General features: G+C 66.4%; 19 protein-coding genes, 2 tRNA genes and 1 pseudogene. 16 read left to right on the top strand and 6 right to left on the bottom strand.

What is annotated here, in order from left to right; all coding sequences use genetic code 11:
• The first annotated feature begins 8 nt into the window (after nucleotides 1–8).
• Nucleotides 9–338 (top strand): ferredoxin FdxA, encoded by a 330-nt coding sequence (gene fdxA, locus ACGLHS_RS15230; RefSeq protein ID WP_093240594.1) that lies wholly within the window; start codon nucleotides 9–11, stop codon nucleotides 336–338.
• Nucleotides 296–1,366 (top strand): NAD(P)/FAD-dependent oxidoreductase, encoded by a 1,071-nt coding sequence (locus ACGLHS_RS15225; protein WP_394480853.1) that lies wholly within the window; start codon nucleotides 296–298, stop codon nucleotides 1,364–1,366. Before fdxA ends, ACGLHS_RS15225 begins: the two co-directional genes overlap by 43 nt.
• Here the strand turns inward: ACGLHS_RS15225 and ACGLHS_RS15220 are convergent.
• The gene (locus ACGLHS_RS15220) at nucleotides 1,363–2,667 is read right to left on the bottom strand and encodes an aspartate aminotransferase family protein (protein ID WP_394480851.1); all 1,305 of its coding nucleotides are present in this window, start codon (nucleotides 2,665–2,667) and stop codon (nucleotides 1,363–1,365) included. The two genes, ACGLHS_RS15225 and ACGLHS_RS15220, sit on opposite strands and share 4 nt — an antisense overlap.
• A 115-nt stretch (nucleotides 2,668–2,782) precedes the next feature.
• On the opposite strand from ACGLHS_RS15220, the gene ACGLHS_RS15215 reads away from it, so the two are divergent.
• Nucleotides 2,783–3,520: a TetR/AcrR family transcriptional regulator gene (locus tag ACGLHS_RS15215; RefSeq protein WP_093240602.1), complete on the top strand. Its 738-nt coding sequence runs from the start codon at nucleotides 2,783–2,785 to the stop codon at nucleotides 3,518–3,520.
• 403 nt (nucleotides 3,521–3,923) lie between these two features.
• Nucleotides 3,924–4,214 (top strand): annotated as a pseudogene (locus tag ACGLHS_RS15210) (hypothetical protein); the annotation flags it as partial.
• A gap of 68 nt (nucleotides 4,215–4,282) precedes the next feature.
• On the opposite strand, the gene ACGLHS_RS15205 reads toward ACGLHS_RS15210, so the two are convergent.
• The 3 genes from ACGLHS_RS15205 to ACGLHS_RS15195 form a co-directional block, all read right to left on the bottom strand.
• Nucleotides 4,283–4,651: a hypothetical protein gene (locus ACGLHS_RS15205; RefSeq protein ID WP_256327298.1), complete on the bottom strand. Its 369-nt coding sequence runs from the start codon at nucleotides 4,649–4,651 to the stop codon at nucleotides 4,283–4,285.
• 198 nt (nucleotides 4,652–4,849) lie between these two features.
• A complete protein-coding gene (locus tag ACGLHS_RS15200; RefSeq protein WP_394480848.1) occupies nucleotides 4,850–5,119 on the bottom strand; it encodes a hypothetical protein in 270 nt (89 codons plus the stop codon).
• A gap of 240 nt (nucleotides 5,120–5,359) precedes the next feature.
• Complete coding sequence (locus tag ACGLHS_RS15195; RefSeq protein ID WP_394481465.1) at nucleotides 5,360–5,701, bottom strand: GIY-YIG nuclease family protein; 342 nt, start codon at nucleotides 5,699–5,701, stop codon at nucleotides 5,360–5,362.
• Here ACGLHS_RS15195 and ACGLHS_RS15190 point away from each other — a divergent pair.
• Both ACGLHS_RS15190 and ACGLHS_RS15185 read left to right on the top strand, forming a co-directional pair.
• Nucleotides 5,682–5,951, top strand: a complete 270-nt coding sequence (locus ACGLHS_RS15190; RefSeq protein ID WP_394480846.1) for a helix-turn-helix domain-containing protein — start codon at nucleotides 5,682–5,684, stop codon at nucleotides 5,949–5,951. The two genes, ACGLHS_RS15195 and ACGLHS_RS15190, sit on opposite strands and share 20 nt — an antisense overlap.
• Before the next feature lie 368 nt (nucleotides 5,952–6,319).
• The gene (locus ACGLHS_RS15185) at nucleotides 6,320–7,651 is read left to right on the top strand and encodes a purine-cytosine permease family protein (protein WP_394480844.1); all 1,332 of its coding nucleotides are present in this window, start codon (nucleotides 6,320–6,322) and stop codon (nucleotides 7,649–7,651) included.
• On the opposite strand, the gene thiD is transcribed toward ACGLHS_RS15185, so the two are convergent.
• Entirely contained in the window at nucleotides 7,596–8,444 is an 849-nt protein-coding gene (gene thiD / locus ACGLHS_RS15180; protein WP_394480842.1) for a bifunctional hydroxymethylpyrimidine kinase/phosphomethylpyrimidine kinase, read from the bottom strand. The genes ACGLHS_RS15185 and thiD overlap by 56 nt on opposite strands.
• 140 nt (nucleotides 8,445–8,584) lie before the next feature.
• Between thiD and ACGLHS_RS15175 the strand changes: the two genes are divergently transcribed.
• The 7 genes from ACGLHS_RS15175 (at nucleotide 8,585) to ACGLHS_RS15145 (ending at nucleotide 14,191) form a co-directional block, all read left to right on the top strand.
• Nucleotides 8,585–9,679 (top strand): FAD-dependent oxidoreductase, encoded by a 1,095-nt coding sequence (locus tag ACGLHS_RS15175; RefSeq protein ID WP_394480840.1) that lies wholly within the window; start codon nucleotides 8,585–8,587, stop codon nucleotides 9,677–9,679.
• Nucleotides 9,676–9,879 (top strand): sulfur carrier protein ThiS, encoded by a 204-nt coding sequence (gene thiS, locus ACGLHS_RS15170; protein WP_394480838.1) that lies wholly within the window; start codon nucleotides 9,676–9,678, stop codon nucleotides 9,877–9,879. The genes ACGLHS_RS15175 and thiS overlap by 4 nt, the downstream gene beginning before the upstream one ends.
• A 22-nt stretch (nucleotides 9,880–9,901) precedes the next feature.
• On the top strand, nucleotides 9,902–10,717 hold the full coding sequence (locus ACGLHS_RS15165) for a thiazole synthase (RefSeq protein WP_093240627.1): 816 nt from the start codon (nucleotides 9,902–9,904) through the stop codon (nucleotides 10,715–10,717).
• Nucleotides 10,714–11,649: a thiamine phosphate synthase gene (gene thiE, locus ACGLHS_RS15160; RefSeq protein ID WP_394480835.1), complete on the top strand. Its 936-nt coding sequence runs from the start codon at nucleotides 10,714–10,716 to the stop codon at nucleotides 11,647–11,649. The genes ACGLHS_RS15165 and thiE overlap by 4 nt, the downstream gene beginning before the upstream one ends.
• Nucleotides 11,650–11,654: 5 nt before the next feature.
• A complete protein-coding gene (locus ACGLHS_RS15155; protein ID WP_394480833.1) occupies nucleotides 11,655–13,805 on the top strand; it encodes a TonB-dependent siderophore receptor in 2,151 nt (716 codons plus the stop codon).
• An 82-nt stretch (nucleotides 13,806–13,887) separates the two neighbouring features.
• Nucleotides 13,888–13,963 (top strand) — tRNA-Asn (locus ACGLHS_RS15150).
• A gap of 152 nt (nucleotides 13,964–14,115) precedes the next feature.
• A tRNA-Asn gene (locus ACGLHS_RS15145) sits at nucleotides 14,116–14,191 on the top strand.
• A gap of 72 nt (nucleotides 14,192–14,263) precedes the next feature.
• Here the strand turns inward: ACGLHS_RS15145 and ACGLHS_RS15140 are convergent.
• A complete protein-coding gene (locus ACGLHS_RS15140) occupies nucleotides 14,264–14,581 on the bottom strand; it encodes a YnfA family protein (protein ID WP_394480831.1) in 318 nt (105 codons plus the stop codon).
• Between the two features lie 364 nt (nucleotides 14,582–14,945).
• Between ACGLHS_RS15140 and ACGLHS_RS15135 the strand changes: the two genes are divergently transcribed.
• The 3 genes from ACGLHS_RS15135 to ACGLHS_RS15125 all read left to right on the top strand — a co-directional run bounded on the left by ACGLHS_RS15135 (nucleotide 14,946) and on the right by ACGLHS_RS15125 (nucleotide 17,711).
• Nucleotides 14,946–15,347, top strand: a complete 402-nt coding sequence (locus ACGLHS_RS15135) for a GreA/GreB family elongation factor (protein ID WP_394480829.1) — start codon at nucleotides 14,946–14,948, stop codon at nucleotides 15,345–15,347.
• Nucleotides 15,348–15,824: 477 nt separating this feature from the next.
• The gene (locus ACGLHS_RS15130) at nucleotides 15,825–16,724 is read left to right on the top strand and encodes a CsgG/HfaB family protein (protein WP_093240643.1); all 900 of its coding nucleotides are present in this window, start codon (nucleotides 15,825–15,827) and stop codon (nucleotides 16,722–16,724) included.
• 297 nt (nucleotides 16,725–17,021) lie between these two features.
• Nucleotides 17,022–17,711, top strand: a complete 690-nt coding sequence (locus tag ACGLHS_RS15125) for a response regulator (protein ID WP_394480825.1) — start codon at nucleotides 17,022–17,024, stop codon at nucleotides 17,709–17,711.
• The last annotated feature ends 2 nt before the right edge of the window (nucleotides 17,712–17,713 follow it).

The raw sequence follows: 17,713 nt of genomic DNA, 5'->3' as shown, positions 1-17,713 counted from the left end.
AAAGACAAATGACCCACGTCGTCTCCGAAGCCTGCATCCGTTGCAAATACACCGACTGTGTGGACGTTTGTCCCGTGGATTGCTTCCGCGAAGGTCCCAACATGCTGGTGATCGACCCGGACGAATGCATCGACTGCGCGGTCTGCATCCCCGAATGCCCGGTCAACGCGATCTACGCCGAGGAAGACCTCCCGGCCAACCAGATCGCCTTCATCAAGATCAATGCCGAACTGGCCGTGGCCGACGGCTGGAAAAGCATCACCAAGCGCAAGCCCGCCCTGCCCGACGCTGAAGAGTGGAAGGACAAGACGGACAAGGTCGGGGAGCTGGTGCGCTGAACCAGCCCACCGCGCCCGTCGAAACCGACGCACTGATCGTCGGTGCCGGCCCTGTGGGGCTGTTCCAGGCCTTCCAGCTGGGCCTGCTTGAAATCTCCTGCCACATCGTCGATGCACTGCCCGCCGCGGGCGGCCAGTGCGTGGCGCTGTATGGCCAAAAGCCGATCTACGACATTCCCGGCACGCCGGTGACCAGCGGGCGTGAACTCGCGCAATCGCTGCTGCAGCAGGTCGCGCCGTTCAAGCCGCAGTTTCACTTCGGCGAACAGGTGGCCACGCTGGCCCGCCAGGACGATGGGCGGTTGCTGATGACAACGTCGGCCGGCACGGCCTTCCTCACGAAAACAGTGTTCATCGCAGCGGGTGTCGGCGCCTTCGTGCCCAAGCGCATCGCCGTGGAAGGCATCGAGCGCCTCGAGGGCACGTCGCTTTTCTATCACCCCGATTCGCTGGACCGTTTCGCCGGTCAGACCGTGGTGGTCAATGGCGGCGACGACATCGCGCTCGAAACCGCCATCGCCCTCTCGGCCACGGCCGCGCAGGTCACGCTGGTTCACCGGCGCGACGGCTTCCAGGCCAACGAAGACACCGTGGCATCGATGCGCGCGCTGGTGGCTGCCGGCAAACTGGCCTTCAAGGTCGGGCAGCCGACGGCGTTCGACGGCACGCGGTTGCAGATCACCACGCCGGACGCCACGACCATTGACCTGCCGCTCGATGCGCTGGTCGCCTGCCTCGGCATCTCGCCGCGCCTAGGCCCCATCGCCGATTGGGGCCTGGAACTGGAGCGCAAGCAGGTGCCAGTCGATACCGAGAAATACGAGACGCGTGAGCGTGGCGTGTTCGCGGTGGGCGACATCAACACTTACCCCGGCAAGAAGAAACTCATCGTCTGCGGCTTCCACGAAGCCACGCTGGCGGCCTGGGGCGCCACGGCCATTGTGTTCCCGGGCAAGGCTGTGCCGCTGCAATACACGACCACCAGCACCCGCCTGCACGAGCTGCTGGGCGTGAGCGTTCCGCGTTAGCCGACCGCCGCCAGCAACGGCCGGTATTCGTCGATGAAGCTGCCGATGGCGGCGACGAAACGGTCGATGTCGGCATCGCTCACCGGCAACGACAACACGATGAAGCCGCGTGGCGAGGCATAGACGCCCTGGCCGAGCAGGTGGAAGAACAGCAACTGGCGCAGCCGCCCGTCGACCGCCGCAAGGTCTTCGGACCGCAGCACTTCGTCCACCACGAAATGCGCGTTCATCAATGACCCCAGGCCGGTGAACTGCAGCGCGATGCCTTCCTTTTCGCACAGCGCGTTGAGGCGCGCGCGCATGGCGTCGCCGCGCTCGGCCAGTGCGCCGGCCGCCTCGGGCGTGAACAGTTTCGTCAGGCCCGCATAACCGGCCGCCATCGTCATCACGTTGTTGTTGAAGGTGCCCGAGTGGGCAAGCGGACCGGTGCGCGGGTCGAAGAGCGCCATCACGTCACGGCGCCCGCCGAACGCGCCGAAGGACATGCCGCCCCCGATGTATTTGCCCAGCGTCGTCAGGTCGGAACGGATGCCCAGTTTGTTGGCCAGGCCATGCGGCGCGAGGCGCGAGGTCATGACTTCATCGAAGACCAGCAGCGCACCGACGCGCGTGGCACCGTCGCGCAGCGCCTGCAAGAAGTCGAGGCGCCCTGGAATGCAGCCGCTGGCACCCTGCATCGGCTCGACCAGGATCGCGGCGATCTCCGGGCCATGCGCATCGATCTGCGCGCGCGCGGCCCGCGCGTCGTTGTAGGGCAGCACCAGGAAGTCGAAAGGCACCGTCGTCGGCGACGGCTTTGCGCCAAAGCCCAGCACGCCGCCGTGGTAGCCGCCGGAGAACACCACGATCTTGCGGCGCCCCGTGAAATGCAGCGCCGCCGTGAGCGCCATCAGGTTCGCCTCGGTGCCCGAATTGGTGAAGCGCAGTTGCTCGATCTGCGGAAAGCGCTCGCAGATGGTCCGGGCCAGCCGCCCTTCGAGCAGGTTGTGTCCGGTGAGGTTGATGCCGGCATTCATCGCCTCGAAGACGGCATCGCGGATCTCCGGTGCGGAGTGGCCATAGACGCCGGCCGTGTACTCGGCGATGAAGTCGGCATAGCGGTGTCCGTCGGCATCCCACAGCGCGGCGCCCTCGCCTTTGGCGATGGTGAGCGGGAACGGCGCATAGAACAACACCGAGCGACTGTTGGCACCCGGCATGTAGCGCGCCTGTTCCTCGAACTGGCGCAGGCTGGCCGGATTGCTGTCGGTGAAGTGCCGATGTGCCCTGGCAAGGGCCTGGTCGATCGCGGTGTCGGTCATGGGAGATGTCCTCTCGATGGTGATGCGCCTGGATTCATTCGTCGCACTTAATTGATCGTTGCTCAATTAATATTATTTATACAAGCAATTTACTGGCGGCACAATGCCACCATCCATGAAGAAAACGCCTGCCAAGCCCAAACCCAGAACAGCCGGCCGCCCCGCAGGCGGTGCCGCGCTGACGAAGCAACGCATCGCCGAAGTCGCGCTCGAACAGATCGACGAGTTCGGCCTCGGTGGCTTCAGCATGCGCGAGATCGCGGCGCGGCTCGACGTCTATCCGGCCACGGTGCACTGGCATGTCAGCACACGCGAAGCCCTGCTCGCCGAGGTCGCTGCGACGGTGATGGCCGAGGTCACCCCGCCTCCGGGCAAGCTGGCCTGGCAGGCATGGATCGCCGAGTTGTTCCGCCGCTGCCGGGCGACGGTGCGGCGCCATCCGAACGTGGCGCAATTGCTGGGTGCGCAGCTGGTGTCGAACGGCAGCCTGCCCACCGAGCTTGTCGAGGGCACGCTCGCGGCGCTGGTCGAAGCCGGCTTCGAAGGCGAATCGCTGCTGGAGGCCTACAACTGCGTGATCGCGGCGATGCTTGGCTTCGTGACGATGGAGTTCTCGCCCCTGCCCTCCGACAACACGCAGGCCTGGGCCGAGGAACTGCGCGAGCGCGTCCACACCATTCGCCCGCTCGATCACCCGGTGCTCACGCGACACCTGCCGTTGCTGGCCAACAAGGCTTTCATCGTGCGCTGGGACAACGGCACGACAGTGCCGCTGGACAGCAGCTTCGAGCGGCATGTGCAGATCACCATCGATGGGTTGGAAGCCTTCGCCCGAAGGGTCAAGGCGGCGTAGAGAGCCGCCGGCTCGCAGAACGCTGCCCACGCTGCTGCATGCGTCATACAAGTTGTTTCAGATGAGACAAATCCTGCGTGCTGACTTCGACGGGCTGAAGACGGCCAACGTGCGGCAGGCTCCGTCGAAGAGAAAAGTACTCCGGCATCGCAGAACGCCCATCGCCTTCTAGCTATTTAGGCCACAGAAGAAGGCCGATGCAAAGCGTGAAAAATGACCGCTCATCAGGTCAGTCGCATCAACATGGTGTCCGAACAGTCAACTGAAATCAGACCCACGCGTTGGTTGCAACATGCACGTCTTTCCGTGCGAACCTTGAGGTGCAACCTTGAAAAAAGCTCTGATCCTGTTGGCCGCTGGTACCGTCTTCACCGCTTCGGTCTTCGCGCAGAAGCCGCCTGCTGCAGCCCCTGCAGCGAGCCCTGCCCCAGCGGCTCAAGCCGCGCCTGCCGCCGCTCCGGCACCTGCAGCCGCACCGGCCACAACGCCTGCCCCTGCTGCAAAGCCGGCAGCCGCCACAACCGCAGCAGCAGCGCCTGCAGCAGGTGCCGCACCTGGCCAGGTGTGGGTCAACGGCAAGGTCTATCACTGCGCCAGCGACAAGTATTTCGGCAAGACCAAGCATGGCTCGTACATGTCCGAAGCCGATGCGAAGGCAAAGGGCGCGCACGCAGCCCACGGCAAGGCCTGCTGATACGCAGCGTCTGCCCGATCGCAAAGAAGCCCTCCTCGCGAGGGCTTTTTTACGTCGGGAAGAACGCGCTATGCCGCGCGTGCCAGTTCAAGGTCTTCCCCGCATGCCGCTTCGCGCGGCAGCTCGGCAAGGAAGGTCGCGACGATGATCGCCGCGGCGCGGTCGAACTCGATGATCTCGCTCAAGCTCAATCGCAGCGAAGCGGTCTTGCCCGTTGTTCCGAGCGGTCGTCGCAACTCGAGGAGCACCTCGGCAGCCAGGTCCCGATCGGTGCGCGGTCGACCGTCCGCCCGCATCACCCATTGATCGAGTCGATCAAAGGGAATGCGTCGGAAGACGCCGAGGACCGGGACATATTGATGCCGATCTTCGTCCAGCCGGATTGGAATATTGAAGCGGCACAAAAACGCGCCCGCCTCAAGTGACAGTTCCTTCATCGCTCCCATAGCACCACCTAATTTTCATTTTGGAAAAGAGTGTGATGCAGAGGATGAGGCCTTGGGAATAGGCCACCGTCGACATTGCGTACGACAGTGCTGAAACTCCACAAGTTCGATAGCGGAAACGGGGAGTATTTCACGCATGGCCCGCGCTCGAGAAAGTGCGGGAGGCTTTGCCAGAGCCGAAAAGGCCGTTTACTGCGGCGAAGGAGCCGGTTGGTTGCGGCGCAACTCGCGCAGTCCCAGGCGGGTCAATTCGATCACCGTGGCCGCCGGCAATTGCGCTGCAGCAGAGCGGATCGAAGGAAGGATCGCCTTCACAAGACCATCTTGAACAAGGGCTTGCACGGCGGCAACGCCGCTTGTTCCCGCGACCGTGGCGGGAAGCGATTGACCGGCGAGATAACGAAGGAGTGAGTGGCGCATTTTTTTTAAGCCTGCAGCTTCACATCGCAGCAGGAACATCGAGGGATTCGCGACGACTGCCAGCCTCGAGGAACCGCATTCAGGAGCGGTACCAAAGCGACCTCTGCCAGCGCCAACAGACCGTCAACGCCAGTATCGTTCGCCAACCTTAGGTTTGGCTGAAGGAAGATAACGTGCAGGCCGCCTCGCATGGAATACATGGGGCATGCAGGTAACAGTCGTGTCCGTGAAGAAAGACGCAGGCACGCAGACAAACTCCCCGAAGTCGCTCGCTGCAAATCACTCGGCGAGAACCGCCCCCACCTCCGCGAAGAAGGCCAGCTTCCGGGCACGAGGCAGTGCCTTGACCTGCAACTCTGCCCGCAGTGCAGCCCCCTTGTTCGCATACTCGCGCGCGGCCAGCACGCGCACCGGAGGGCGGGCGCGTGTGAACTTGGCGCCCACTCCGAAGAGATGCTGAAAGAAGCGCCGCTCCACATCGATCGCGATGCCCACGTAGTACACGCCGCCCTCGCATTCGAGGAGGTAGAGCCAGTACGGCGTGGACGATGGAGCAGGCGGGGTTCGAGGCACGCGGGGATTGTGCGGCGACAATTCCCTGATGGCCCAAGGCAAACGCATTTCAGTCGACATCGGCAGTACCGCCCTTCAGGCGATCAAGGACATGGGCGCAGCCGCCAAACTGGCACGCACCCAGGCCGGGGAAGGCCAGGCCGCAGCGGCCGCCCGGCTGGGCGTGCACGTGCAGACGATCGCCCGCATTGAATCGGGCGAGCCCGGCGTTGCCATCGGACACGTGCTGGGCCTGCTGGCGCAATACGGAATCACAACGAGATTGCAGCCTTCCGAAGACGGGCAGCCCGAATCCTGAGTTGATTCAGCCGAAGAGGCGCGAATTCTCTGCGCCCTTTCAACTCCCCTTTTCCATCTGACACGGCCCCACTCGAACGGCCCTCCTCGGTTGCCCGACCGACCACTGGGGCCAGCTCCAAGTCACCCACACCGCCCGCATCCCCATTGGCAGCGCCTACAATGCGCGCTCGCTAGGGGTGCTGGAACGGCTTTGCCGGACCGGCTGAGATCAGACCCTTTGAACCTGTTCCGCCGCAACTTATTTTGTCGGCTTGAGGTAATCCTCGCGCAGGGAAGCTGGTCCGGTGGCCTGTCGCGTTGTCTCGCGCGATGGCCGAGCCGCTGGGGCCTCGCCCACCTGCCAAACCTTTGCACTGGAGCAAATGGATGGCACACGACAACAACGATCACCCCGGCGCCAACGAGGCGCTGACGCCGCTGCCCGCGTCCAAGCGCGTCTTCGGCTTGCACGACCATGCCTCGCTGTGGTTCAGCCTGGGCGTAGGGCTGCTGGTGATGCAGATCGGCGCCTACCTGGTGCCGGCGGTGGGCACGCGCGATGCGGCCATTGCGATCGTCGTCGGCTCCGTCATCGGCGCCGGCCTGCTGGCCTGGACCGCGCGGCTGGGCTGCGAAAGCGGCCTCGCCAGCGCCGGCCTGATGCACGCAACCTACGGCAGCGCCTTCGCGCGCCTGCCGGTGCTGCTGAACATCGTGCAACTGGTGGGCTGGACCACTTTCGAGCTGGTGATCATGCGAGAAGGCACGCAGGCCATCGGCCAGCTGGCGTTCGGGCCGTCGCTCGGCTCCTTTTGGGGTGGCGTGCTGACCACGCTGTTCTGGGGCGCGGTGCTGCTGGCGCTGTTTGCGGGCTCGATGGTCAAGCTGGTGCGGCGCTTCGTCAGCCGCTTCGGCCTGCCGCTGGTGGTGCTGTCGCTGCTGTGGCTCAGCTGGCAGTTCGCGACGCGGCTGCAGGCCAAGGGTCTGGACGCCTTCTGGGCGCGGCCGGGCGACGGCAGCATGGGCATGTTCGGCGCGCTCGATCTGGTGATCGCGATGCCGGTGTCATGGCTGCCGCTGGTGGCCGACTACGCGCGGCACGGTAAGCGCAGCACAGGCGGTCTGGGCGGCGCGTTCAACGGCACCTGGATCGGCTACGCATTGGCCAACATCTGGTGCTATGCGCTGGGCGTGATGGTGGTGAGCGTGGCCGAGCCGGGCGTCAGCCTCGTCACCGCGCTGCTGCTGGCGCAGGGCGGGCTGGTGGCGCTGGGCCTGATCCTCATCGACGAACTCGACAACGCGTACGGCGACGTCTACTCGGGCTCGGTCTCCACCCACAGCCTGCTGCCCCGATGGAGCGTGCGGCGCTGGGGCCTGCTGCTGGCCACGCTGTGCATTGCGCTGGCCCTGGTGCTGCCGATGCACACGCTCGAGCCCTTCCTGCTGTTGCTCAGTTCGGTGTTCGTGCCGCTCTACGGCGTGATCCTCGGACGGCTGGGCAGCGGCCAGTCGGTGGTGACGACCGGCACGCGCCAGGTCGACTTCAGCGCGGCACTGATCTGGATCGCCGGCATTGCGGCGTACCACGCGCTGGCCAAGTGGGCGCCGCAGCTGGGCTCGGCGCTGCCGACGCTGGCAACAACCTTCGTGCTTGCGTGGTTCAGCCGCCCGTCGCGGGCAGGCGGTGCGTCGGCACTGGCGCAAAGCCGTGGTTGAGCGGACCATGGCCCGCACCGACCTGCACGCTCGCACCGGCGGTCATTGCGCCGAGGATGTACGCACGCGCCTTCTCGACCGCTTCGGGCAAGGCAAAGCCCAGTGCCAGATGCGCCGCGATGGCGGACGACAGCGTGCAGCCGGTGCCATGCAGATTGCGGCTCGCGATGCGCTTCGACGCCAGCCGCTTGCGCGCGCCGCCAGCCTGCAGCAGCACGTCGACCACGTCGTCGCCCGGCAGATGTCCGCCCTTGAGCAGCACAGCCTTGGCGCCGAGTGCCAGCAGTTCGTCGGCGGCGCCATCGAGCGCATCCACGCCATCGATGGCATGGCCGATCAGCAAGGCCGCTTCGTCCAGATTGGGCGTGACGACCAGCGCACGCGGGAACAGTTCGCGCACCAGCACCTGCACGGTCTCCGCAGCGATCAGGCGGTCACCGCTGGTGGCGACCATCACCGGGTCGAGCACCACGTTCTTCAGCTGATAGCGATCGATGGCCCAGGCCACCACGTCCACAACTTCGGGCGCATGCAGCATGCCGAGCTTGACGGCATCGACGCCGATGTCTTCGACCACCGCCTGGATCTGCGCCTTCAGGAAGTCGGGCGGCACGCCGTGAATGCCCGACACACCCAGCGTGTTCTGCGCGGTGAGCGCGGTGATGGCCGTCATGCCATAGCAGCCGAGGGCCGCGAAGGTCTTGAGATCGGCCTGGATGCCGGCGCCACCGCCGCTGTCGGAGCCGGCGATGGAAAGCACACGTGCGTAGCGCTGGGGAAGTCCTTGGGTCATGCCGAAAATTATCGGCGACTGGCTTTGAATTTCTCCCTCCCCTCCCGGGGGAGGGTTGGGGTGGGGGCACGCGGCGTCTCCATCGGGCGCTCTGCCTGCCCCCATCCCGACCTTCCCCCAGTGGGGGAAGGAGCAAGACCATGAACCTGCCATTTCACTCAGTCGCCATCCTCGGTGCGGGCCTCATGGGCCGGCTGCTTGCGACCACGCTGGCACAGGCCGGCTGCAAGGTCGACCTGTACGAAGCGGGCAGCGCCGATGCCGAGGGTGCGGCCGCGCGCGTGGCCGCCGCCATGCTCGCGCCGCTGGCCGAATCGGCCGTGGCGCCGGTGTCGGTCGTGCGCATGGGCCAGCACGCGCTGTCGCGCTGGCCCGAACTGCTGGCCTCGCTCGCGCAGCCCGTGTTCTTCCAGCGCGAAGGCACGCTCGTGCTTTGGCATCGACAGGATGCCGCCGAAGCCTCGCGACTCGCGCGCGTGCTTGCCGCAACGGGCGCACAGGTGCCTGAGCTCGCGCCGATGCGGGCAATCGACGCGGCAGCCATCGCCACGCTGGAGCCTTCACTGGGCCAGCGTTTCGCGCAGGGCCTGTTCCTCCCAGGTGAAGGCCAGCTCGACAACCGTGCGCTGCTGGCATCGCTGCTCGCCACCTTGCAGGCCCATCCGAAAGTCAGCCTGCACTGGCAATCGCCGCGCGCCCCGGCAGATTTTTTGCCCGGCACCACCGGCCAGCCCGACTGGGTGATCGACTGCCGTGGCCTCGGCGCCAGGCCCCAGTGGCAGGCGCTGCGCGGCGTGCGCGGCGAAGTGATCCGCGTGCATGCGCCCGAAGTGACGCTGAAGCGCCCCACCCGCCTGGTGCATCCGCGCTATCCGCTCTACATCGCGCCCAAGCCCGACAACCTCTTCGTGATCGGCGCAACCGAGATCGAGTCGGACGACATGTCGCCCGCCAGCGTGCGCTCCACGCTCGAGTTGCTGAGCGCTGCCTATGCCGTGCACAGCGGTTTTGCCGAAGCACGCATCGTGGAGATCGCCACGCAGTGCCGCCCCACGCTGCCCGACAACCTGCCGTCCATCCACCAGCCGCAGCCGCGCGTGCTGCAGATCAACGGCCTGTACCGCCACGGCTTCATGATCGCGCCCGCCCTCCTCGACGCCACCATGGAACTGCTTGCGCACGGCCACGCCACGCTCGCGCGCAGCTTCGGCATGGAGACCTCCGACAACGCATGACGATGAACATCCTGATCAACGACAAGCCCTTCGCGCTGCCCGACAGCGCCACGCTCACCGATGCGCTGGTGGCCCTGAATGCCACGCCGCCGTTCGCGGTGGCCGTGAACCGAGAGTTCGTGCCGCGCTCGGCCTATGCGGCGCGCACGCTGCAACCCGACGACCGCGTCGAGGTGATCCGCCCGGTGACGGGCGGCTGAACAAACGATGGAGACAACCCCCATGACGAACAACACGAACGATCCGCTGGTTCTCTACGGCCAGACCTTCCAGAGCCGCCTGCTGCTGGGCACCGCGCGCTACCCCTCGCCCGACCTGCTCGAAGCCGCGGTGAAGCGCGCCAAGCCCGCGATGCTGACCGCCTCGCTGCGCCGCCAGGCCGCCCACCAGGGCTCGGGCAACAGCGACCTCGGCAACGGCTTCTGGGAACTGCTGCGCAACCTCGGCGTGCCGGTGCTGCCCAACACCGCCGGCTGCCACAGCGTGCAGGAGGTGGTCGCGACCGCGCAGATGGCACGCGAGCTGTTCGACACGCCGTGGATCAAGCTCGAGCTGATCGGCGACGACTACACGCTGCAGCCCGACACGCTGAACCTCGTCGATGCCGCATCGCAGCTGATCCGCGATGGCTTCAAGGTGCTGCCCTATTGCACCGAAGACCTGGTGTTGTGCCAGCGGCTGGTCGATGTCGGCTGCGAAGCCGTGATGCCCTGGGCCGCGCCCATCGGCACCGGCCGCGGACCGATCAACCCCTACGCGCTGCAGGTGCTGCGCGACCGGCTCAAGGTGCCGATGCTGGTGGACGCGGGCCTGGGCCTTCCGTCGCACGCCTGCCAGGTCATGGAGTGGGGATACGACGGCGTGCTGCTCAACACGGCCGTGGCCCTCGCGCAAGACCCGGTCGCCATGGCGGGCGCTTTCGCCGACGCCGTGCAGGCGGGCCGCACGGCGTATCGCGCCGGCGCCATGGCTGCGCAGGACGCCGCACAGCCGAGCACACCCGTGCTCGGCACGCCCTTCTGGCACCACGCACCATGAGCTGCACTTACGACGCCCGCACCGTGGCGCAATCCATCGTCGCCGCCCATGGATTGCGCTTCGGAAGCAACACCGCGGCCCCTGTCAGCGCACCGATCTTTTCTTCGGACGATCCTGTCTATCGCGGTGCCAAGCAGGCCTGCGCGGCCCTTGGCTTCATCGAGATCGATGCCGAGTGCCTTGCGCACGCCTGGCGCGCGCAGACCGAACGGCTGAGCCAGTTCGACACGGCACTGTGGCCCGACAACCCCGCCGACTTCGGCTTGCGACCGTTCCCTCCCGCCGCGCGCGGCGACGCCTTTCCGCCCTGCCCCGAACGGCTCGGCCTCTATGCGGTGCTGCCCGATGCGGCCTGGGTCGGCCGCATGGCGCGTGCCGGCGTGCCGACCGTGCAGCTGCGCTTCAAGTCCGACGACGCAGCGGCCATCGAACGCGAAGTGCGCGCGGCCGTCGAAGCCGTGCAAGGCACCGGTGCCCTGCTCTTCATCAATGACCACTGGCAAGTGGCCATCGCTGCCGGCGCCTACGGCATTCACCTCGGCCAGGAAGACCTCGACGTGCTTTCGCCCGCGCAGTTGCAGGCGCTTCGTGCGTCCGGCTTGCGGCTGGGTGTCAGTACCCATGGCTACGCCGAGATGGTGCGCGCCGATGCCGTGAGCCCAAGCTATATCGCGATGGGCGCGGTGTACCCGACGACGCTCAAAAGAATGGCGACCGCGCCGCAGGGCGTGGCTCGGCTCGCAGCCTATGCGCGCCTGCTGCGCGGCTATCCGCAGGTCGGCATCGGCGGCATCGATGCCGTGCGGCTGCCGGAAGTGCTGGCCACCGGCGTCGGCTCGGTCGCCGTGGTGCGCGCGCTGGTCGCGGCCGAAGACCCCGAGGCCACGGCCGCGCAATGGATGGCCGCCCTGGGCGCCGCCGCAGGCAACTGAACAGAATGAACCAACGACTCCCTTTCCTTTCTTCCATCCAGCCGCTCTCTCCCGTTTCACGTGCGATCGCCGTTGTGTTCCTTGCGACCGCTTGCAGCGCCCATGCGCAGCAGGCCTCGCTGCCCGAAGTCACCGTCAATGAAGGCGCAACCGCGCCGCAGGCAGACATCAGCGGCTTCGGCGACGTGCCGCTGCGCGAGCTGCCGATCTCGGCCACGGTGATCGACAGCCAGCAACTGCGCGCCAGCGGCGCGCGCCGGCTGGCCGACCTCACGCAGTTCGACGCCTCGGTCACCGACGCCTACAACTCCGCCGGCTACTGGGACTACCTGACGGTGCGCGGCTTCGTGCTCGACAACCGCTTCAACTACCGGCGCGAAGGCCTGCCGATCAGCGCGGAGACATCGATCCCGCTCGACAACAAGGAGCGCGTCGAGATCCTTCGCGGCACCAGCGGCATCCAGGCCGGCACCAGCGCGCCGGGCGGGCTGGTCAACTACGTCGTCAAGCGGCCGACCGAACAAGACCTGCGCGTGGTGCGCATCGAGACCACCAGCCGCGGCAGCGTGCTGGGCGCCATCGACCTTGGCGGACGCTTCGGCGAGAACCGGCAGTTCGGCTACCGGCTCAATGTGGCGAGCGAAAACCTCAAGCCTCTCACGCACGACCTCGACGGCAACCGCAACCTGTTCTCGCTCGCGGCCGACTGGCGCATCACGCGCGACTCGGTGCTGGAGTTCGAGATCGAGCAAAGCCGCAAGACGCAGCCGAGCCAGAACGGCTACAGCCTGCTGGGCAATGTGCTGCCTGCGCCGGTCGATCCGCGCATCAACCTCAACAACCAGCCGTGGTCGCAGCCTTCAGTGTTCAAGGCGCTGACAGGCACCTTGCGCTTCAGCCAGGCGATCAACACCGATTGGCGCTGGAGCGCGCAGATCGGCCAGCAGCGCCTGAAGAGCGACGACCGGCTGGCCTATGCCTTCGGCTGCAGCGCCGAGGGCAACTACGACCGCTACTGCTCCGACGGCACCTTCGACGTCTACGATTTCCGCAGCGAGAACGAGCGCCGCACGCAGACCGCGGGCAGCCTCAATCTCAAGGGCAACGTGATGACCGGCAGCGTGCGGCACGAGCTGGGCTTCGGCCTGATGCAAAGCCGCGTGCGCAACCGCTTCCAGAACCAGGCCTACAACTACGCGGGCACCGGCAACATCTGGGCCACGGCCATGGTGCCGCCGAACCCCGACGCCACCACGCCGCAGACGAACCGCGACGAGCGTTCGACCGAACTCTCGGTACAGGACGCGATCCGCTGGAACGATCGCTTCACCACCTGGCTCGGCGCACGGCACACGCGGCTCGACCGCAGCAGCATCGGCAACGACGGTTCGAACCCCACCGGCTACAAGCAGGGCGTGACGACGCCGTGGCTCGCCGCCAGTTTCGCGATACAGCCGGGGCTGCTCGCCTATGCGAGTTGGGGCCAGGGCGTCGAGTCGCAGGTCGTGCCGAACAAGAGTTCGCAGTACAGCAATGCCGGCCAGGCACTGCCCGCGCTGCGCTCGCGCCAATGGGAGCTGGGCCTGAAGGGCGGCAACGACGCCTTCAACTGGCAGCTCGCGTGGTTCGACATCTCGCGGCCGATGACCAACCTCGACCTGTGCAGCGGCTTGTGCGAAGTGCGCAACGATGGCCGCGCGGTGCATCGCGGCCTCGAAGCCGGCGCGCAATGGAACCAGGGGCCCTGGCGCATTGGCGGCAGCCTCACGCTGATCGATGCGAAGCGGCGCGACAGCACGGCCAACCCGGCTCTCAATGGCCAGTCGCCCACCAACGTGCCCAAGCAGGTGCTGCGCGCACAGACGGCCTACCGCTTCGCATCGGTGCCGGGCCTCGAACTGGCGGGGCAGCTTTCGTACGAAGGCCGCCGCAATGTGCTGCCCGATGGCTCGGTCACGCTGCCTTCGTGGACGCGCGTCGATGCGGTGTTGCGCTACGACACGAAGCTGCGCGGCGCGAATGCGACCTGGACGCTGGCCGTCGACAACCTGTTCGATCGCCGCTACTGGAAGGAATCGCCCTACCAGTTCAGCCACGTCTACCTCTTTCCGGGAGCGCCGCGCACCTTGCGCCTCGGGTTGAGCATTGCGCTGTGAGTACCGCGCCCACAGAAATTTAGCGGAGCAGTGGCGTGCACTTGAGAAGCCTCGAAAAACCACGCTATAATCTAAGGCTTGTTCCTCGATAGCTCAGTTGGTAGAGCGCCGGACTGTTAATCCGTAGGTCCCTGGTTCGAGCCCAGGTCGAGGAGCCACTACAAGCCGCAAGGCAACTGGATGCCCCGCTACTCAAAGGTAGCGGGGCATTTTCATTTGCGGCTTCACCACGCTCCGCGCATTGCCTCTCAAAAAATGAAGTCGGCAAGCCCGGAATCGACAATTTCATTGAATATAATTTGAGGCTTGTTCCTCGATAGCTCAGTCGGTAGAGCGCCGGACTGTTAATCCGTAGGTCCCTGGTTCGAGCCCAGGTCGAGGAGCCAAAACAAACCCTCGTGGTTCTTGGATGCCCCGCTACTCACAAGGTAGCGGGGCATTTTCTTTTGGCGTTCCGACTAGCTCGGCTGGAACGCAATCAGCCCCATGCCGACAAGGCATACCGCAACGCCTGCAACGTCCCACGGCGTGGGACGCATGCCGTCCACCGCCCACAGCCACGCGATGGCCACACCGATGTACACGCCGCCATACGCCGCATAGACGCGGCCCGCCGCGGCCTCATGCAGCGTGAGCAGCCACGCGAAGGCCGCGAGGCTGATCGCTGCCGGCACCAGCAGCCACGCCGAGCGATCCTGCTTGAGCCAAAGATAAGGCAGGTAGCAACCGACGATTTCCGCGAGGGCTGTCGCGACATAAAGAAGAAAGGTCCGCATCCGCCGATTGTGCGGGCCGCGTTGTACGCCGCACGGCCGGGCTTATCGGCAAGGCACGTGAGGCCATTGCTTGATGCCCCCACACGGCACACCTACACTCGCCCGAATGCTCTCCCCGTCCTCGTCCCGCAAGCACCCCACGTGCGCCGCCCTGCCGCTGGCAGCGGCCGGCCGACGCGCGGGCGTTGCCGTTGCGGCGACCACGATGGTCATCCGACGTACCTCCGCACTTTCCTGAGCCCGGCGGTCCGCTACTTCCCTTCTTGTTGCGCGAACCATTGACCGCCGGGCACCCGCCGCGCGGTCGCGACTTCGCCTACCTCAACACAGACACAGGCGAGGTCGCATTCCATTGGAGTGCTTCATGCTTGCAACCATTCACGGGGAGCGCACGCTCACCGAACTCGACGTCGCCCGCCTCAACAAGCTGAACGGCAGCCAGCTTCCGCCCGCGCTGGCCGATCTTCTCGACCTGGCGGAGGTCTTGCCATCGCGCGAGGTGCCCGCGGACATCGTGACGATGTACTCGCAGATCGAGGTCGAAGACCCGGCCACGCAGCAGACGCAGAAGATCACGCTCTGCTACCCGGGCGATGCGGAGCCGGCGTCCGGCTTCATCTCCGTGCTCTCGCCGGTGGGCATCGGCCTGCTCGGCGTGAAGGCTGGCACGCTGGCCCGTTGGCAGATGCCGAACGGCGCGGAAGGCGCGGCGCGCGTGGTCGCGATTCTTTTCCAGCCGGAAGCCAGCGGCGACTACACGACCTGAGCTTCAACGCATGGTGCAGTCGATGGCCGCAACGCCATCAAGCACCCCGGCTGTAACCTTCGAGACAGCGCCGCCCTGCCCCCTCTCAGGCAAGGCGCCGCGCCCTCCGTCTCACGCCTGTTCGACGCAGCGTCCTGAGTAATAATCGCCCCGCTCCGCTGGCCGCCCTCGCACAGAGCTCTCTGTTTGGCGTCATGACCGGAGCGATCGAGGATCGGGTTGCTGGCAACCCATGCGTCCCCGTTCCAGACACGGGTCGACATGCCCTCCGCGGTGAGCGGCAGACGACCGGGCCTTGCGCGCATGCACATGACTTTCGGCACTGGTGTGCCTGACTTTCAGGTCGTATCGTCGCGCGGCCGCTTGCTGCAGCGCGTCGGATCGGGAGGCCGTACAGGCCACGCAGCCCCCTCTTCGGTTCTCGACGCGTGCCGCCCGCAACGGGCACCGCATTGTTTTCACTTGATAGATCGGGACATGGCTTTTTCTAAACTCTCTCTCGCAAGCGCACTCGCCGGCCTGCTGGCTCTTTCGGGCTGCCAGACCATGGACATGCAAATGGGCAGCCAGTCGGCCAAGACCGTGGCCACTGGCAGCGCGGCCGGCGCCGCCACCTCCGGCGAAAGCAGCCAGCTCGAGCGCTGCGACTCGCCGCTGGGCACCGTCTCGCTGATCGAGAACGTGAACGCCGGCTGGTACACGGTGCTCACCGGCGAATACAAGCTGCCGCCCACGGCCAACCTGCTGCGCCTGCTGGTGCAGCAATCGAACTGCTTCGTGGTGGTCGAGCGCGGCGCGGCCGGCATGAACGCCATGACGCGCGAACGCGCGCTGATGCAGTCGGGCGAAATGCGCGGCGGCAGCAACTTCGGCCGCGGCCAGATGGTGGCTTCCGACTACGGCCTGTCGCCCGAGATCGTGTTCAGCAACAGCGATGCCGGCGGCATCGGCGGCGCACTGGGCGGCCTGGTCGGTGGCGGTCGTGGCCGAGCACTGGCCCAGCTCGGTGCCAACCTGCAGACCAAGGAAGCCAGCGCGCTCCTGACGCTGATCGACAACCGCTCGGGCGTGCAAGTCGCAGCGGCCGAAGGCAGTGCCTCCAAGACCGACTTCGGCGGCTTCGCCAATCTGAGCGGCATCTCCGCCGCCGGCGGCATCGGTGGCTACACGCGCACACCGCAAGGCAAGGTGATCGCCGCGGCCTTCATGGACGCCTTCAACCAGATGGTCCGTTCGCTGCGCAACTACAAGGCGCAGACCGTGCGCGGCCAGGGCCTCGGTGGCGGCGGCCGCCTGGGCGTGGACGGCGGTGCGGCACCCTCGCAAACCTCGGCCCCGAGCACGTCCAGGGGACGTCGCAAGCAGCAGCAACAGTAAGCACCCGGGTTCACCGCCGGCCGGCCACGCCTCGTGCCGAGGTGTGCGTCGACTGGCGGCCGAACAAGGCCGAGCGCCAGCCCTGAAAAGCGGCGCGCCGCCTCCCCCGTATATAGGATGTGCACGGGCCCGACCGGCCCCTACCCTCGGCGTCATTCAGCAAACCTGCCGCCAAGGGCTCCTCATGCGCCTCGCTTCCCTGTCCTGTATGAGCGCATACAGTTTTCTCACACCGGGTATCGCCATCGGCGCCTTCCCGGCGGATGGGCCGAAGCTGCGCCGGGCAGGCGCATGACGATGGCGACGCAGGTCGCGCTGGTCGAAGACGACACCGGCATGCGCGAGCGCATCGCGCGGGTCGTCGATGCCGACCCATCGCTGACCCTGGCCTACAGCGCCTCCAACGCCCTCGACATCCTGGCCTGGCTGGTCGACAACCCGGTCGACGTGCTGCTGGTCGACCTCGGCCTGCCCGACCACCCCGGCCTGCAGGTCATCAGCCAGTGCCGCCACATGCAACCGGCCTGCGCGGTGATGGTGCTGTCCATCTTCGGCGACGAGGCCAACATGGTCCAGGCCTTCGAGGCCGGCGCCAGCGGCTACCTGCTGAAAGACGGCACCGAGGCAGACCTGGCCACCCACATCCGCCACCTGCGCGCGGGCGGCTCGCCCATGTCGCCGGTGATCGCGCGCCAGTTGCTGCGCCGCTGGCAGACCCGCGCCGGCATGCCGCCCGAACCCGTCGCCGCCCGGCCATCGAGCGCCGCGGCCTACGGCGCCAGCACCGCCTCGGAGCGCCTGTCGCCGCGCGAATTCGAAGTGCTCGACCTGGTGTCTCGTGGTTTCACCTATGTCGAAGTCGGCGTGCAGATGGGAGTCTCGGCCTCGACGGTCCAAACCCATATCCGCAATATCTACGGCAAGCTGGATGTGCACAACAAATCGGAAGCCGTGTTCGAGGCTCGCAATCTCGGCTGGCTTCCCTAGTC

The sequence above is a fragment of the Variovorax sp. VaC1 genome, assembly GCF_043658315.1.
GTDB lineage: Bacteria > Pseudomonadota > Gammaproteobacteria > Burkholderiales > Burkholderiaceae_C > Variovorax.
The sequence above is the reverse complement of the archived record's forward strand: the minus strand, read 5'-3'. Positions and strand labels throughout refer to the sequence as shown.

Coding starts and splice junctions, on each gene's coding strand:
- fdxA (WP_093240594.1), top strand. CDS start 9: ATGACCCACGTCGTCTCCGAAGCCTGCATCCGTTGCAAATACACCGAC.
- ACGLHS_RS15220 (WP_394480851.1), bottom strand. CDS start 2,667: ATGACCGACACCGCGATCGACCAGGCCCTTGCCAGGGCACATCGGCAC.
- ACGLHS_RS15215 (WP_093240602.1), top strand. CDS start 2,783: ATGAAGAAAACGCCTGCCAAGCCCAAACCCAGAACAGCCGGCCGCCCC.
- ACGLHS_RS15205 (WP_256327298.1), bottom strand. CDS start 4,651: ATGAAGGAACTGTCACTTGAGGCGGGCGCGTTTTTGTGCCGCTTCAAT.
- ACGLHS_RS15200 (WP_394480848.1), bottom strand. CDS start 5,119: ATGTTCCTGCTGCGATGTGAAGCTGCAGGCTTAAAAAAAATGCGCCAC.
- ACGLHS_RS15190 (WP_394480846.1), top strand. CDS start 5,682: ATGGCCCAAGGCAAACGCATTTCAGTCGACATCGGCAGTACCGCCCTT.
- ACGLHS_RS15195 (WP_394481465.1), bottom strand. CDS start 5,701: ATGCGTTTGCCTTGGGCCATCAGGGAATTGTCGCCGCACAATCCCCGC.
- ACGLHS_RS15185 (WP_394480844.1), top strand. CDS start 6,320: ATGGCACACGACAACAACGATCACCCCGGCGCCAACGAGGCGCTGACG.
- thiD (WP_394480842.1), bottom strand. CDS start 8,444: ATGACCCAAGGACTTCCCCAGCGCTACGCACGTGTGCTTTCCATCGCC.
- ACGLHS_RS15175 (WP_394480840.1), top strand. CDS start 8,585: ATGAACCTGCCATTTCACTCAGTCGCCATCCTCGGTGCGGGCCTCATG.
- thiS (WP_394480838.1), top strand. CDS start 9,676: ATGACGATGAACATCCTGATCAACGACAAGCCCTTCGCGCTGCCCGAC.
- ACGLHS_RS15165 (WP_093240627.1), top strand. CDS start 9,902: ATGACGAACAACACGAACGATCCGCTGGTTCTCTACGGCCAGACCTTC.
- thiE (WP_394480835.1), top strand. CDS start 10,714: ATGAGCTGCACTTACGACGCCCGCACCGTGGCGCAATCCATCGTCGCC.
- ACGLHS_RS15155 (WP_394480833.1), top strand. CDS start 11,655: ATGAACCAACGACTCCCTTTCCTTTCTTCCATCCAGCCGCTCTCTCCC.
- ACGLHS_RS15140 (WP_394480831.1), bottom strand. CDS start 14,581: ATGCGGACCTTTCTTCTTTATGTCGCGACAGCCCTCGCGGAAATCGTC.
- ACGLHS_RS15135 (WP_394480829.1), top strand. CDS start 14,946: ATGCTTGCAACCATTCACGGGGAGCGCACGCTCACCGAACTCGACGTC.
- ACGLHS_RS15130 (WP_093240643.1), top strand. CDS start 15,825: ATGGCTTTTTCTAAACTCTCTCTCGCAAGCGCACTCGCCGGCCTGCTG.
- ACGLHS_RS15125 (WP_394480825.1), top strand. CDS start 17,022: ATGGCGACGCAGGTCGCGCTGGTCGAAGACGACACCGGCATGCGCGAG.